The sequence below is a fragment of the Pseudomonas mandelii genome, assembly GCF_024138395.1.
Classification (GTDB): Bacteria; Pseudomonadota; Gammaproteobacteria; order Pseudomonadales; family Pseudomonadaceae; genus Aquipseudomonas; species Aquipseudomonas mandelii_E.
In genome coordinates, this window is the sequence record NZ_JAMYDU010000014.1 from 96632 (window position 1) to 111974 (window position 15343).

General features: G+C 59.1%; 16 protein-coding genes and 3 pseudogenes. 11 read left to right on the forward strand and 8 right to left on the reverse strand.

Annotated elements, in window-relative coordinates:
• Positions 1-37 precede the first annotated feature (37 nt).
• Entirely contained in the window at positions 38-1876 is a 1839-nt protein-coding gene (locus NHU87_RS19665; protein ID WP_253551753.1) for a long-chain-acyl-CoA synthetase, read from the reverse strand.
• 355 nt (positions 1877-2231) lie between these two features.
• On the opposite strand from NHU87_RS19665, the gene NHU87_RS19670 reads away from it, so the two are divergent.
• A complete protein-coding gene (locus tag NHU87_RS19670) occupies positions 2232-2510 on the forward strand; it encodes a DUF3509 domain-containing protein (protein WP_007898807.1) in 279 nt (92 codons plus the stop codon).
• 201 nt (positions 2511-2711) lie between these two features.
• Here NHU87_RS19670 and NHU87_RS19675 read toward each other — a convergent pair.
• The 5 genes and pseudogenes from NHU87_RS19675 to aroC all read right to left on the reverse strand — a co-directional run.
• Positions 2712-2852: pseudogene (locus NHU87_RS19675) on the reverse strand (acireductone synthase); the annotation flags it as partial.
• A gap of 15 nt (positions 2853-2867) precedes the next feature.
• On the reverse strand, positions 2868-3413 hold the full coding sequence (locus NHU87_RS19680) for a 1,2-dihydroxy-3-keto-5-methylthiopentene dioxygenase (protein ID WP_253551755.1): 546 nt from the start codon (positions 3411-3413) through the stop codon (positions 2868-2870).
• A gap of 20 nt (positions 3414-3433) precedes the next feature.
• Positions 3434-3535 (reverse strand): annotated as a pseudogene (locus tag NHU87_RS19685) (hypothetical protein); the annotation flags it as partial.
• 58 nt (positions 3536-3593) lie between these two features.
• Complete coding sequence (locus NHU87_RS19690; RefSeq protein WP_253551757.1) at positions 3594-4739, reverse strand: MFS transporter; 1146 nt, start codon at positions 4737-4739, stop codon at positions 3594-3596.
• Between the two features lie 34 nt (positions 4740-4773).
• Positions 4774-5865, reverse strand: coding sequence for a chorismate synthase (gene aroC, locus NHU87_RS19695; protein ID WP_030131637.1), 1092 nt, complete (start codon positions 5863-5865; stop codon positions 4774-4776).
• Between the two features lie 98 nt (positions 5866-5963).
• On the opposite strand from aroC, the gene NHU87_RS19700 reads away from it, so the two are divergent.
• A complete protein-coding gene (locus NHU87_RS19700; RefSeq protein ID WP_253551760.1) occupies positions 5964-6962 on the forward strand; it encodes an alpha/beta hydrolase in 999 nt (332 codons plus the stop codon).
• Positions 6963-7061: 99 nt separating this feature from the next.
• Positions 7062-7853 carry a hypothetical protein gene (locus NHU87_RS19705; protein WP_253551762.1) on the forward strand — a complete coding sequence of 264 codons (792 nt, stop codon included), beginning with the start codon at positions 7062-7064 and terminating at the stop codon, positions 7851-7853.
• Between the two features lie 126 nt (positions 7854-7979).
• On the opposite strand, the gene prmB is transcribed toward NHU87_RS19705, so the two are convergent.
• Complete coding sequence (gene prmB / locus NHU87_RS19710; RefSeq protein WP_253551764.1) at positions 7980-8888, reverse strand: 50S ribosomal protein L3 N(5)-glutamine methyltransferase; 909 nt, start codon at positions 8886-8888, stop codon at positions 7980-7982.
• Between the two features lie 238 nt (positions 8889-9126).
• On the opposite strand from prmB, the gene NHU87_RS19715 reads away from it, so the two are divergent.
• The 8 genes and pseudogenes from NHU87_RS19715 (at position 9127) to NHU87_RS19750 (ending at position 14599) form a co-directional block, all read left to right on the forward strand.
• Positions 9127-9717 carry a cysteine hydrolase family protein gene (locus tag NHU87_RS19715; RefSeq protein WP_008005646.1) on the forward strand — a complete coding sequence of 197 codons (591 nt, stop codon included), beginning with the start codon at positions 9127-9129 and terminating at the stop codon, positions 9715-9717.
• 132 nt (positions 9718-9849) lie between these two features.
• A complete protein-coding gene (locus NHU87_RS19720; RefSeq protein ID WP_253551766.1) occupies positions 9850-10170 on the forward strand; it encodes a hypothetical protein in 321 nt (106 codons plus the stop codon).
• A gap of 75 nt (positions 10171-10245) precedes the next feature.
• On the forward strand, positions 10246-10803 hold the full coding sequence (locus NHU87_RS19725) for a Smr/MutS family protein (RefSeq protein WP_052963686.1): 558 nt from the start codon (positions 10246-10248) through the stop codon (positions 10801-10803).
• Between the two features lie 77 nt (positions 10804-10880).
• Positions 10881-11426, forward strand: a complete 546-nt coding sequence (folE, locus tag NHU87_RS19730; RefSeq protein ID WP_253551768.1) for a GTP cyclohydrolase I FolE — start codon at positions 10881-10883, stop codon at positions 11424-11426.
• A 104-nt stretch (positions 11427-11530) separates the two neighbouring features.
• Positions 11531-11902, forward strand: a complete 372-nt coding sequence (locus NHU87_RS19735) for a glutathione S-transferase N-terminal domain-containing protein (RefSeq protein WP_253551770.1) — start codon at positions 11531-11533, stop codon at positions 11900-11902.
• Between the two features lie 215 nt (positions 11903-12117).
• Positions 12118-12225 (forward strand): annotated as a pseudogene (locus tag NHU87_RS19740) (MarR family transcriptional regulator); the annotation flags it as partial.
• A 318-nt stretch (positions 12226-12543) separates the two neighbouring features.
• Positions 12544-13893, forward strand: a complete 1350-nt coding sequence (locus NHU87_RS19745; RefSeq protein WP_437180843.1) for an NCS2 family permease — start codon at positions 12544-12546, stop codon at positions 13891-13893.
• 79 nt (positions 13894-13972) lie between these two features.
• On the forward strand, positions 13973-14599 hold the full coding sequence (locus tag NHU87_RS19750; protein ID WP_253551772.1) for a LysE family translocator: 627 nt from the start codon (positions 13973-13975) through the stop codon (positions 14597-14599).
• Between the two features lie 211 nt (positions 14600-14810).
• On the opposite strand, the gene uraH is transcribed toward NHU87_RS19750, so the two are convergent.
• On the reverse strand, positions 14811-15164 hold the full coding sequence (uraH, locus tag NHU87_RS19755) for a hydroxyisourate hydrolase (RefSeq protein WP_253551774.1): 354 nt from the start codon (positions 15162-15164) through the stop codon (positions 14811-14813).
• Between the last annotated feature and the right edge of the window lie 179 nt (positions 15165-15343).

Here is a 15343-nt window from a genome sequence, read left to right on the forward strand (position 1 = left end):
CATGGAGGGCCATAGCCACATTTAATAAGAGCCACATTCAATAGCGGTACCTGCCACAGTGAATATCCGCCAGCACCTGCTCGGTGACTTGCACGTAAGTCTCGGTACCCGGCAGCCAGGCGTAGATAGGGTCATCGCCGGTCTTGTCAGGGTCGAAGGCTTCATCCTTGAGCCGGGTCTTCTGGTATTTGAAGGTTCCGGTGGTCTCCATTTTCACTTTGACCCGAAGGAAAAGTGGCACCGCATAGGCGGGCATTTGCTGCCTGGCGAACGCCAGCAACTCGCTGAAATCCAGGGTCGCCAGGGATTCGGCCGGCGTGATTGCCGCCATCCCTGCCCGCCCGTTGGTGTTGTGGATCTCCACCCCATAGGCCACCGCTTCGGCGATCTGCGGGTGTTGCAGGAGGATGTTTTCGACCTCGGTGGTGGAGACGTTTTCGCCCTTCCAGCGGTAGGTGTCGCCCAAGCGATCCACAAACTGCGCGTGGCCAAAACCGATGTTGCGCAGCAGGTCACCGGTATTGAAGTAACGGTCGCCCTGTTTGAATACGTCGTGGAGTACGACTTTGGCGGTCTTCTGCGGATCGGTGTAGCCGTCCAGCGGTGCCTTGTCGTCGATTCTCGCCAACAACAATCCCTGCTCGCCTTTGGCCACTTTGCGCATGAAGCCCTTGGCATCACGGGTGGGGGCACCGCTGTCGTGGTCGTACGCCACCAGTTCCCAGGACATCAGGGAGAAACCGATGGTGTTGTCGAAGTTGAGGATGTTGGTGAAGCCGATATTGCCGTCGCTGGCGGCGTACAGCTCGCAGATATGGTCAACGGCGAAACGCGTTTTGAACTCGCTCCACGCGCCGGGGCGCAGACCATTGCCGATCATCTTCGTCACGCTGTGCTGACTGTCATAGATGCTGCGCGGTTGATCCACCAGGTAGCGGCACAATTCGCCGACGTAACCGAGGGTGGTCGCCCGGTATTTGCGCACGTCATTCCAGAACTGGCTGGCGCTGAACTTGCGGCGGATGGCAAACCCCGACGCCCCGCTGATTGCCGAGCCCCAGCACACGCAGAGCCCGGTGGCGTGGTACAGCGGCAAAGTGCAATAAACAACGTCCTGCGGCTGCATATCAAGAGCGATCAGCCCGAAACTGGCGGAGCTGCGCATCCAGCGGCCGTGCTTGAACACCCCGGCCTTGGGCAACCCGGTGGTGCCCGAGGTGTAAATGTAGAAACAAGGGTCGTCAAGAAAAACCTGCTGGCTGCTGACGGGGTTATCGCTGCACGCTTGGGCGCTAGCCGTCATCAGGTTAACGAAGCCATCGGGCGAAATGCCCGGATCGCGATAAGTGTCTTGATCGGCGACAAACCAGGTGCGCGCCGCGTCGATGGACACCCGCTCGCGGACTGCATTAAAGGCTGAAACCAGCTCTTCTCCGACCACGATCGCCACGGGCGCCACCAGGTTCAGGCTATGGGCCAGGGTATCGCGGGTCTGGGAGGTATTGAGCAACGCGCTGATCGCACCGACCTTGGCCATCGCCAATATCGTCACCAGCAGCTCTGGACGATTTTCGATAAAAACCGCCACCACATCGCCCTTGCCGATGCCTTGGGCGATCAGGTGATGGGCAATACGATTGGCCCACTGATTGACTTGCGCATAAGTGAGCGCCACTTCGCCCTGCAGCAAGGCCGGGCCATCGGGATTGCGCAATGTTGCCTGCTCGAAGCTCCAGCCGAGACCACACGGTTGGGTCGGGTCCTTGACGTTGGCGGCTTTCATGCCCTTCACCACGCGGGGAATGGCTTTGGCAATGGAAGGCAGCTTGCGGAGCATCATGCCCCAGGTAATCGTGTCGTTCAGCGTGCGGCTCATTGATGCTCCCGTTCGATCTTCTTATTGTCGGGTGGCGTTGATTTAGGCCGAAAATACGTCAGTGGTTCTTGAGCTGTACACGCGGTTTTTGAAATGTTTTGTATCCGCGAACCCAAGCGTTCGGACCAGAGATCGAAAAGCGGAGCCCTGGCGTTGTGATTGGTTCCATCAAATCGCGGCCGACCACGCAAAATGCAGGATGCACGATGACCATTCATGCAGATTGCACGAAAGCATAGAGACACTAATATTCTAACTTATTGATTTATAGGTATTTTTTAAAAATCGGGTGCTGGCACAATCACTGCAACTACCTCTCCATGTTGCCCTTCAAGCACAAACGGAGCTGATAGACATGAGCCTGATTCAGGAAAAATTTTCGTCGCTATTCTCCAACTTCGAAGTGACCACCCAGCCACGTCCTGACGGCGGCATTCTGCTGACCCTGCGCAGTACGGACGGCAAAGTCTTCAAACGTTCGATTTCCTACCAGCAATTGCATGCCGGCGATCAGCTGTCGTGGGTGATCAGCGCGATTCGTCGTGACGTCGCCGAACAGGCCAGCGAACTGCCGCAGATCTCCATGCTGCAAAGCCAGCAACGGTTCGCCTTGCCGACCTATCACTCGGTTTAAATCCTGCGGTTGTATAAATAAACGCGCTACAAACAAACAGGCCGTGAAAGCTTTCGCTTCACGGCCTGAGTTGTTTCTGCGGTTACGCAAATCCCTGTAGGAGCAGAGCTTGCTCGCGAAGGCGGCGGGTCAGTCAACATTAATGTCGCCTGACCCACCGCTTTCGCGAGCAAGCTCTGCTCCTACAGGTTATGTGGTGGTTTATAGGGCAGAAGGATTGATTCTGGCAAAGCTGTCGACGGTCACATGCCCTCCCAGTTCCCCGCCCTCACGGGCCAGGCCACAGGTTGCCATCCCGGCGGTACGCGCCGCGTCCAGTTCCTGAACGATGTCGGACAGAAAAAAATCGTCATCGACTCAGTCCTCGAGACGCGGAAAGCGGCTGGCGATGTCATCACCGGTGAAACTGGCCACCCAGCCTTCGGGGTTGTTGAACAGTCGAATTGCGACGAAGTGCGGGTGCTCGCCCATTTCGAACCAGTGCTTTGTGCCGGCCGGCACCGAGATCAGGTCGTTTTTCTCGCAGAGCACGGCGTAGACGTAATCGCCGATGTGCAGGGTGAACAAGCCACGGCCGGCGACGAAAAATCGTACTTCGTCTTCGCCATGGCGGTGCTCATCGAGAAACTTGGCGCGCAGTTCGGCTTTTTGCGGGTGATCGCTGGTCAGGCTGATCACGTCGACGGTGATGTAACCGCGCTCGGTCATCAGCTTGTCGATTTGCTCCTGATACGCGGCGATCACTTCTTCCTGGCTGGCGCCGGGCTGGATTTTCGCCGTGGCTTGCCAACGGTCGAAGCGCACGCCCTGTTCGGCCAGGGTCGAGGCGATGTCTTCGAGGTGGGTCAACACTTTGTTCGGCAGGTCGGGGCTGCTGACGTGGTAAACGGACAGGCTGCTCATCGGGGCAACTCCTTAACGGTTCATGTTTTATGGTTCGAGAGCGAGCGCGTCTTCAACTCGCACTCGAACAAAAATTCAAAGGCCTCGATCTGCCGCAGCGCGTCGCTCATGCGCGCGCCCCACCATACAGAAAACGCCCGGCGCCGATGATTTCCTGGGCGAGGTGTCCACGGGTAAGGCTCATGGCCTGTCCTCTTGCATACGTGTGGCAATGATAACGGCAGCGGCGAAGGCGGCGAGACTGGCGATACTAAAGGTCCATGTGGCGCCGAGGGCATTCCAGCTGTAGCCGGAATACAACGCACCCAGCGCGCCGCCGGTGCCGGCCAGCGCGGCATACAACGCCTGGCCCTGCCCCTGCTGACGCGCGCCGAAGCTACGTTGCACGAAATGGATGGCAGCCGCGTGAAAGCTGCCGAACGTGGCGGCGTGCAGCACTTGGGCGAACAGCAGCACCCAGAGGAATTCGGCAAACGAACCGAGCAACAACCAACGCAAAGCCGCCAGCAGGAAACTCGCCAGCAACACCCGGCGCACCGAGAAGCGCGCGAGGATCTTGCTCATGACCAGAAACACCAAGACTTCGGCGACCACCCCGACCGCCCAGAGCATGCCGATCAGCCCACGACTGTAACCGAGTCGCTCAAGGTGCAAGGTCAGAAAGGTGTAATACGGCCCGTGACTCATCTGCATCAGCGCCACGCAGCCGTAGAACGCCAACACCCCGGGGTTGCGCAATTGCTGGAGGAATCCCTCCCCCGCCAACCGTTCACCCTGAATCGGCTGCGCGTTAGGCACCCATAAACTGCTGACGACGATCCCGGCCATGATCAGCACCAGCGTGACCGGATAGATGTCGAGGCTGAGCCATTCGAACATCCGACCGAGCGCAACGACGGTGATGATGAAACCGATGGAACCCCACAGGCGAATCTGACTGTAGCGAGACGTCTGGCCGTTCAAGTGCGCCAGGGTGATGACTTCGAACTGCGGCAACACCGCGTGCCAGAAGAACGCGTGCAAGGCCATGACCATCGCCAGCCACGCGTAGCTTTTGCTGACGAAAATCAGTGAGAAGGTCAGCAGCGTACAGACCGCGCCGAACCGCACGATGGCCAGCCGTTGCCCGGTGTAGTCACCGAGCCAGCCCCAGATGTTCGGCGCCACGCAGCGCATCAGCATCGGGATCGCCACCAGTTCGCCAATGCGCGCACTGGAAAAGCCCAGGTGATCGAAGTACAGCGCCAGAAACGGCGCCGTCGAACCGAGCAAAGCGAAATAGAACAGATAGAAACTGGAAAGCCGCCAGTACGGAAGCGCCGCCAACGTCGTCAGACCCCGGCGGCCATAAGGTCTGCCATTAAAGCTGACCCAGCACCGGAGTGCTCACGCGCACATCGACGTTCTGCCCGCGGTGACGCAGCAGGTGATCCATCAGCACGATGGCCATCATCGCTTCGGCAATCGGCGTGGCGCGGATGCCGACGCATGGGTCGTGACGGCCCTTGGTGACGACCTCAACCGGGTTGCCATGGATGTCGATGGAACGGCCCGGCGTGGTGATGCTCGAGGTTGGCTTGAGTGCCAGATGCGCAACGATCGGCTGACCGGACGAGATGCCACCCAAAATGCCGCCGGCATTGTTGCTGAGGAAACCTTCCGGGGTCATTTCATCACGGTGTTCGGTGCCGCGCTGGGCGATGCTGGCAAACCCGGCACCGATTTCCACGCCTTTGACCGCGTTGATGCTCATCAGCGCGTGGGCCAGTTCTGCATCGAGGCGGTCGAAGATTGGCTCGCCGAGGCCCGGCATCACGCCTTCGGCGACCACGGTAATCTTTGCGCCGACCGAATCCTGGTCGCGACGCAACTGATCCATATAGGCTTCCAGCTCCGGCACTTTGTCCGGGTCGGGGCTGAAGAAAGCGTTCTCTTCCACCGAATCCCAGGTCTTGAACGGAATTTCGATCGGGCCGAGCTGGCTCATGTAACCGCGAATGACGATGCCCTGTGTGGCCAGGTACTTTTTCGCAATCGCACCGGCCGCCACGCGCATGGCGGTTTCACGGGCCGAACTGCGACCGCCGCCGCGGTAATCGCGCTCGCCGTATTTGTGGTGGTAGGTGTAGTCGGCGTGGGCCGGGCGGAACAGATCCTTGATCGCCGAATAGTCCTTGGACTTCTGGTCGGTATTGCGGATCAACAGACCGATGGCGCATCCGGTGGTGCGGCCTTCGAACACGCCGCTGAGGATTTCGACTTCGTCGGCTTCCTGGCGCTGGGTGGTGTGGCGGCTGGTGCCGGGCTTGCGGCGGTCCAGGTCGCGCTGCAGATCCTCAAGGGAAATCTCCAGGCCCGGCGGGCAGCCATCGACAATGGCGACCAACGCCGGACCATGGCTTTCGCCCGCGGTGGTGACAGTGAACAGCTTGCCGTAGGTATTGCCGGACATGCGGGACGCTCCGTGAAATCGACACTAAAATACGTAATGCGCGCCAGTATACGCAGGCTACCCGACTAGTTCATCCTCGAACCTTATGCTCGAACCTTATGGCCGCCTGCGAGTCCAACCGGCACCGAGTGGATGATGGCGTGATGATGCTGCGAGTTCTAGCCTTGAGCCTTACCTTGTTTACCGGCTTTGCACAGGCCACTGTCCTGCAACGCCCGATCACTTTGGACACGGGCAGCGGCGAGCTTTTCGGCTCGCTTTTGCTGCCCAAGTCCGACACGCCTGTACCGGTTGTCCTGATCATTTCCGGCTCCGGCCCTACGGATCGTGACGGAAACAACCCCGACGGCGGACGCAACGACAGCCTCAAACGGCTGGCCTGGGTACTGGCCAAACACAACATCGCCAGCGTGCGTTACGACAAGCGCGGCGTGGCGGCGAGCCTGGCTGCGACTCCGGACGAACGCAATCTCTCGGTGGAGGCCTATGTGGCCGACGCCGAAGCCTGGGGCCACAAGCTCAAAGCCGATCCGCGCTTTGGCAAATTGATTTTGCTGGGTCACAGCGAAGGGGCCTTGATCGCCAGCCTGGCGGCGCCAAACGTCGATGCCGGGGCGGTGATTTCCATGTCCGGCAGTGCCCGGCCGATCGATCAAGTCCTGCGCCAGCAACTGAGCAATCGCCTGCCGCCTCCGTTGATGCTGCGCAGCAATGAACTGCTCGACAGCCTCAAGGCCGGCCACACCGACGACAACGTACCACCTCAATTGCAGGTGATTTTCCGCCCCAGCGTGCAGCCGTATCTGATTTCGCTGTTCCGCCAGGACCCGGCGGCCGCTTTCGCCAAGCTGAAGATGCCGGCCCTGATCATCCAGGGCAGCAACGACATCCAGGTCGGTATCGATGATGCCAGGATGCTGAAAGCCGCCAAACCGGACGCCGAACTGGCGCTGATCGAAGGCATGAACCACGTGATGCGCATCGTGCCCAATGACGTGAAGCGGCAATTGGCCTCCTATAAAGATCCGCAATTACCGCTAGCGGCCGAACTCGGTGCGCGAATCCTCGGGTTTATTGACGGACTTCGCTCCAGTTAAGCGCTGTTTTCCCTCCAGTCCTGAAAAAAACGGCCGATAAGCCTTTGTCGCCAGCGCACTGGCTGGCGGCAAGCAGGGCTTGGACAGGATCTCGCCGTTATGACTGATACCCAGACTTCACCCGACACCACCGCTGAAAAAGACGCACCGCCAGCGGTCGAGCTGCCGTGGGCGGACGTCCACGTCGAGCACCACAGAATGCTCCGCCTGGCGCCGCTGAAAACCGACCGCAACACCGGTGGGCGGCCGTTGCGTTTTGTCGAATTCGGCTATGCCGAACGCAACAGCAAGGAACGCAGCCTGCTGCGCATGGCCATCAAATTGCCAGGCCAGCGCGTGCGCAAAGAACAGAATCATCTGGATGTGTGGGTCGATCACACGACCAAACGCGTGCATTTCGGGCCGGAAAGCGGCTTGCAGATCGAGCCGATGAACCGTGGCATCGGGCGTTATATGGCGGCTCAGGGCATTACTTGGGCGAAGAAGAAATGGCCCGCCTACACCGTCGACGGCACCGACCTGAACAACAAGGATGCGCTGAACGAAGACACTCGCCTGCGCCGCGATCACTTTCTGCGGGTGCATGGTTTTGACGTGGTCTACGCCGACGCCCAGCATTTGAAGGGCAGCGTTAAAGAGGTGCTGGTCGGGGATTTGCTCGGGGACTGGAACAGCGAAAAGCTGCAGCAGGTAGAAATCCTCGAAGCCGCGCAGATGCTCCAGCAAGCCGAGCAGAACCTGGCGGAGCAGGAAGTCAAACTGAAGAAGCACGAAGAAAAGGTCAGCAAGTACAAACGCGAAGACGCCGGGCTGCGTTTTACCATTACCTGTCTGGTGGCGTTTGCGGTGTTTCAGGCGGGGTTGTTGATCTGGATTGCCACGCATCGGTAAAGATCCGAGACCGCGGCGCGGCCATTCGCGGGCAAGCCTCGCTCCTACAGGTTTTGTGTCGTGTCCAAATGATGGGCACACACCAAACCTGTAGGAGCGAGGCTTGCCCGCGAAGGCTTTCTCAGGTCAGACGCGAGAAGCGAACAATGCCTGATGATCGCGGCACTGCTCCGCTGTCAGCATGAACACTCCATGCCCACCGCGCTCGAACTCCAGCCAGGCGAAGTCGACTTCCGGGTACAGCGCCTCGACGTGAACCTGGCTGTTACCCACCTCGACAATCAGCAAACCCTTCTCGGTCAGATGATCCGCCGCTTCGGCGAGCATGCGGCGCACCAGGTTCAAACCGTCGTCGCCACAGGCCAGGCCCAGCTCCGGTTCGTGTTGATACTCGTCCGGCATGTCGGCGAAATCTTCCGCATCGACGTAAGGCGGGTTCGACACGATCAGGTCGAAACGTTGACCCGGCAAGCCATCGAAACCATCGCCCTGAACAGTGAATACCCGCTCATCGACACCGTGGCGCTCGATGTTCTGGTTCGCCACTTCCAGCGCTTCGAACGACAGATCGGCCAGTACCACTTCGGCGTTCTGGAACTCGTAAGCACAGGCAATGCCGATGCAACCGGAACCGGTGCACAGGTCGAGAATGCGCGCAGGTTCTGAGCCGAGCCACGGTTCGAAACGCTTTTCGATCAGCTCGCCAATTGGCGAACGCGGGATCAGCACGCGTTCGTCAACAATGAACGACATACCGCAGAACCAGGCTTCGCCCAGCAGGTAAGCGGTCGGAATGCGCTCTTCGATGCGGCGCTTGAGCAAGCGTTGCAGATTGACCAGTTCGTCGTCTTCCAGACGGCAGTCCAGATAGCTATCTGCGATTTCCCACGGCAAGTGCAGCGCACCCAACACCAGTTGACGAGCTTCGTCCCAGGCGTTGTCGGTCCCATGGCCGAAAAACAGATCCTCCCCATGGAAGCGGCTGACGGCCCAACGGATATGGTCACGCAGGGTACGAAGTCGGGAAGTGATCACGGGGCAAACTCCAGAAAAAACGACTGACGATTCTAACAGCCAAAAGACGCCACGACGACGCAGGAAAAACACCGGATCAGATGTAGGACTCTTCTATTTTTTCAGCAGTCTATTGAACAGAACGAGTATCTTGACGAGGCTGCGACCCAACAACGGCGGTGCCTGCGATGGTAGCGATTCACAGAAGCGCTCAGCCAGAGGACAATGTCGCAAAAGCCCCACCCGAAGGAGCCCCAGAATGTCCGTTCCAAAAACGATGTTTCAACTCAGCGGCCGTGGTTATGCAGCGGCCAACCTGGGTCATGCGACCCTTGTCATCATCGATGCCCAGAAAGAATACCTCAGCGGCCCCTTGGCACTGAGCGGCATGGATGCTGCCGTCGCGAACATCAAGCAACTGGTAGCCGCTGCCCGTGCAGCCGGTCGGCCGATCGTACACGTGCGCCACCTCGGCACCGTCGGAGGGCTGTTCGACCCGCAAGGCGAGCGCGGCGAGTTCATCCCGGGGCTCGAACCACAGGGCGACGAAACCATCATCGGCAAATTGCTGCCGAGTGCGTTTCATGGCACCGAACTGCTGGAACGCCTGCAGAATCTCGGCTCGCTGGACCTTATTGTCTGCGGCTTCATGAGCCATTCCAGCGTCAGCACTACCGTGCGCGCCGCAAAGAACCTGGGCTTTCGTTGCACATTGGTTGAAGACGCCTGCGCGACTCGCGACCTGCCTTACAAGGGTGGCGTCCTGAGCGCCGAGCACGTTCAGCATACCGAGATGGCGATCATGGCGGACAATTTCGCCACCCTCGCCCAGACCCGCGAACTGATCTGATCAACCCTTCGATGAGCGGTCCATGCCGCCGCTCATCCGCAAAAGCCTCTCATTTGCTGTAATTGCCCTAGCCTCAGGAACATCCCGGTCAACTCCCGGTCGAAGGGCCGATACCCATTGAGGAAGGTCGGAATGAAGTTATCCGATGGTTTTGATGCACGCCGCTTGCGGCCCAAAGGCCAAAGCAACTGGCGTTTTCGCTTCGGCGCAGCATTCGCTGCCTTGCTGGCGACGTGCGGTGTGTTGCTGGCGATGGCCGGCGCGGCCAGCCTGCTGGGCCGGCCACCGGCGCTGGGCGAGTTGAATGCCAGCCCGCTGGGCTCGGCGATCATTCTGGCCGTGGGCCTGTTCGTGCTGTACATCGGCGTGTGGCTATGGCGCCGCTGCCGTCGCCGCTCGCGCCAGTCGCGGGAGCTGAACATGGCACCGCACCTGATGAAAAAACACGACTAAGCCCAACACCGGACGTTTTGTCGCGCCCGATTCGTTCCGACTTGGGTAAACTGGCCGCCCTTCGCGGAGGCTGACATGCAAGACGACGATTTTTCCCTGTTCAAAAGCGCGATTCAAGGCGTCAAGCCGATCAAGCATGATCGCGCCGAAACCGGTAAACCCAAGGCCGACCGCGCGCACATCGCCAAGCTGCGCCAGGCCGCCACTGTGCGCACCGATGCCACCACCGTTGACGGGCTGTCCGATCAGTTCGTCATTGATGTCGGCCCCGAAGATGAGCTGATGTGGGCCCGCGACGGCGTTCAGGAAAGCCAGATGCGCAAGCTCAAGATCGGACAGATTCCGTTCGAAGGCAGCCTCGACCTGCATGGCATGAACGTGGAAAAGGCCCGTGAGACCTTATGGGCCTTTCTGGCCGAAGCGACAAAATTCGAAATCCGCTGCGTACGTGTCACCCACGGCAAAGCGGTGCGCCTGGACGGCAAGCGACCGATGATCAAGAGCCACGTCAACACGTGGCTACGGCAGCATTCACAGGTGCTCGGCTTCACCTCGTGCCAACCGAAACACGGCGGCGCCGGAGCGGTTTATGTGATGCTCAAACGCACCATGATGGAAGGTCGCGACGAGTGATGCCGTCGCTTCACGCTTGCAGCGCCGTGTCCGTCACCGTACCCTTGCCCTTTGCGTAAAATCCCACAGGTAGTTTCATGTCCCTGGAACAGAATTACACCGAGATTCTCGGCCAATTAGGCGAGGACGCCTCCCGCGAGGGCCTGCTCGACACGCCAAAACGTGCCGCCAAAGCCATGCAGTACCTCTGCCGCGGTTATGAACAGACACTGGAAGAGGTCACCAACGGTGCCTTGTTCAGCTCCGATAACAGCGAGATGGTGCTGGTCAAGGACATCGAGCTCTACTCGTTGTGCGAGCACCACATGCTGCCGTTCATCGGCAAGGCTCATGTTGCCTACATTCCGAACGGCAAGGTTCTGGGGCTGTCGAAAGTCGCGCGGATCGTCGATATGTACGCCCGCCGCCTGCAGATCCAGGAAAACCTCAGCCGCCAGATCGCCGATGCGGTCCAGCAAGTCACCGGCGCCATCGGCGTTGCGGTGGTGATCGAGGCCAAGCACATGTGCATGATGATGCGCGGTGTGGAGAAACAGAATTCGACGATGATCACCTCGGTGATGCTCGGCGAGTTCCGCGAAAACGCGGCCACCCGCAGCGAGTTTCTCAGCCTGATCAAGTAATTCGCAGCACAAAGAAAACCGGCACTGATCGCCGGTTTTTTTTCGCCTGCGAAAAATCAGGTAAGCTGCGCGCCTTTCTACATTCGCTCCGTGAGGCTTATCCCGTGTTCGTTAAAGCGCTTCGTATCGGCCTCGGCCAACTGATCATCTTCATCGACTTCATCACTCGTCCAGGCAAGAAGCAGCGCCCCGCCGCCGCTCAGGCGCAGGTCGAAACCGCTGCCAAGGGCATGACCCTGTATCAGTTCCACGCCTGCCCGTTCTGCGTGAAAACCCGCCGCACCCTGCGCCGCCTGAACGTTCCGGTGGCATTGCGCGATGCGAAGAACAACGAACAGGATCGCCAGGCCCTGCTTGAGCAAGGTGGCAAGATCAAAGTGCCGTGCCTACGCATCGAAGAGAATGGCCAGACCACCTGGATGTATGAATCCAAGGCGATCATTGATTATCTGGATAAGCGGTTTGCTGCTGCCTGAAGTTTTGTGGTGCTGCTGATGGCCTATTCGCGGGCAAGCCTCGCTCCTACAGGGGCGGTGTGTGCGAATGGTCACCTTGCCCCTGTAGGAGCGAGGCTTGCCCGCGAAGACGTTGGCACAAGCGCTGCAAATCCAGACAAAAATAAACCGGCCAATTGGTCGGTTTATTTGTTTACGCCCTCTCCTCAGGCCGCTTCTGCCGCCTGTGCCTGATGCAGGTGAAATTACTCGAGCGGGTGTTTGCCGAGGCCGGGGAGACGGCGGTGAATGGATGGCTGGCGGTGAATCTGGCTTTGGGGAAAAGTCAGGTGGCAGCTGACTGAATGCTCTACCCGCGACCTGTGTATAGACTGATCTAAAGCTATCGCGGGCAAGCCACGCTCCCACAAGGGAATGCGCTCACCTGTAGGAGCGAGGCTTGCCCGCGAAGGCGTCCTTCCTGGCGATATATCCCTATTGCCAATCTTTTCGTCTACAAAATCCAAAACATTATTTGCTTTATTTGTATACAAAAGCATAATTCGCTTCGTGCGAGTTCCTGACCAAAAGGTCAACAAATTCGCAAGTGCCTCAAAGGGTCGCTGCCACCCTCATGGGTCCGGCCCTGGAAATAACAATAAAACTCTTGAGGAGTACTCGCTGTGGAAAGCCGCAAATCCGAAGCCCCGACGCTGGAACTCTCGCCGCCAACACGCAATGGCTGGCTGGAGCGCATCTTCAAACTCAGCTTGCACGGCACCACGGTGAAGACCGAGCTGATCGCCGGTCTGACAACCTTCATCACCATGGCCTATATCATCTTCGTCAACCCGAACATCATGGCCGATGCCGGCATCAATCACGGTGCGGCGTTCGTCGCCACTTGCATCGCCGCCGCGCTGGGTTGCCTGTTGATGGGGCTGTACGCCAACTGGCCGGTCGGCCTGGCGCCGGGCATGGGCCTGAACGCGTTCTTCACCTACACCGTGGTCGGCACCATGGGCTACAACTGGGAAACCGCCCTCGGTGCGGTGTTTGTTTCCGGTGTGTTGTTCATGTTCCTGACCTTTTCCCGGATTCGCGAATGGCTGCTCAATAGCATTCCAGTGAGTTTGCGCTTTGCCATGGGCGCCGGTGTGGGCCTGTTCCTCGGCCTGATCGGGCTGAAAACCGCGGGCATCGTCGTGGATAGCCCGGCCACCTTGATCAAACTCGGCTCCCTGCGCGAGCCAGGCCCGTTGCTGGCGGCCATTTGCTTCCTGATGATTGCGGTGCTCAGCTACCACAAAGTGTTCGGTGCGATTCTCATCAGCATCATCACCGTGACCCTGGCCGGTTGGGGCCTGGGCCTGGTGCACTACGGGGGCATCATGTCTGCCCCGCCGAGCCTGGCTCCGACCTGGATGGCCATGGACGTCGCCGGCGTATTCAATGTCAGCATGATCAGCGTGGTATTGGCCTTCCTCTTTGTGCACATGTTTGACACCGCTGGCACCTTGATGGGCGTTGCCCAGCGCGCCGGTCTGGTGAATGCCGACGGCAAGATCGAAAACCTTTCCCGCGCCCTCAAAGCTGACAGTGCTTCCAGCGTGTTCGGCGCGGTGGTCGGTGTTCCGCCAGTCACCAGCTACGTGGAAAGTGCCGCGGGTGTAGCAGCGGGTGGTCGGACTGGTCTTACCGCTGTCACCGTAGGTGTGCTATTTATTGCCGCGATGTTTTTCGCACCGCTGGCTGGCATGATTCCCGCTTATGCAACCGCCGGTGCGCTGATTTATGTGGCGATGCTGATGATGGGCGGCATGGCGCACATCGAATGGGACGAAGCGACCGACAGCATTCCGGCGATCGTTACCGCGATCATGATGCCGCTGACCTTCTCGGTCGCTGACGGTATCGCGCTGGGCTTCATCACTTACGTGACGCTGAAGGCCGGCACCGGCAAGTACAAGGAAATTTCCGTCAGCCTGTGGGTGCTCTGCGCGATCTTCATCGCCAAGTTCATTTTCTTGTAAACCGTTTACGATTCAAAAGCAGTGTTTCAAAACAGCCTCACCCCCTCGGGTGGGGCTTTTGCACATAGGGAGGAAAGTGATGAGTCTGGAAACCTGGCTGCTGTTCAGCGGCGCTGCGCTGGTGGTGATCCTGATCCCGGGGCCCCTGTCGTTGCTGATGATCAGCAACAGTCTGAATTACGGTTTGCGCCGTTCTTACCCGGCGTTTCTGGGGGGCGTGATTGCGTCGATCTGCCTGCTCAGTGCTTCGGCGCTTGGCTTGGGCGCATTGTTGCTGGCGTCGGAACAGCTGTTCAGCGCGCTGAAAATCGTCGGTGCGTTGTACCTGTTTTATCTCGCTTGGCAAAGCTGGCAGCAATCGCGTCAGCCCTCCCACGGCGCTGAAGTGCCCCAGGCTGCACCTGTGCCGCGCTTTCGCGCACTGTTCGGGCGCGCGTTCATGCTCGGCGCGAGTAATCCGAAAGACATTTTGTTCTTCGCCGCTTTCCTGCCGCAGTTTTTGAGCACCGAACAGCCGTTCCTGCCGCAGTTGCTGGTGATGATTGTGACCTGGACCGTGCTGGATCTGCTGTGCAAATTGGCTTATGGGCTGGGGGCTCACGGCGCGGCGGGGTATTTGCGCAGCGGCAAGGGGCAGAGCTGGTTTAACCGGGTGAGTGCGGGGTTGTTCAGTGGCGCGGGTGCGGCGTCGTTGTTGAGCCGCTAAGAGCTTCGCGGGCAAGCCTCGCTCCTACAAGGTTTGCGTCGTTCTCCGGCCATAGGAACGAGTAATTCCTGTAGGAGCGAGGCTTCCCCGCGAAGGGTCCCTCCCAGCTCCACATTCCTCAGGGCAAAAAAAAGCCCGCAGTGTGAGCGGGCGAAAGACCAAAGAAGCTATATGCGCAGTCGCTTCTCGGAGGAGGCAGCTGCTTGGGGGATCAACTGCCTCGATACGTGGAATAGCTGTACGGCGAAATCAACAACGGCACATGGTAGTGATCCTGTTCCGCAGAAATGCCGAAACGCAGCACCACCACATCCAGGAATGCAGGCTCAGGCAGCTGAACCCCACGGGCACGGTAGTAATCACCCGCATGAAACTGAAGCTGATAGACCCCGGACCGGTAGTCATTGCCTTGCAGCAGCGGCGCATCGACACGGCCATCGCTGTTGGTAATCGCAGTGGAGACCAATTCCAGTTGCGAACCTTCAACGCGGTACAACTCGACCTTGATCGAACTGCCCGGGCAACCGTGTGCAGCGTCCAAAACGTGTGTAGTCAAACGTCCCATTGATTCTGCGCGCCTGCCTGCGTGGAGCAGTCAGGCCTCGCGCCTCCCGAAGTCAGTTGAAAAGGAGACCGCACCGTTTCGGAGCACGAAAAGCTGCGGCGAGCGACTGATTAAGACATTTTTCATAAAAATTGTACACAATAAAAACGACATTTTTACCGCTATCACCGCCATCCCGT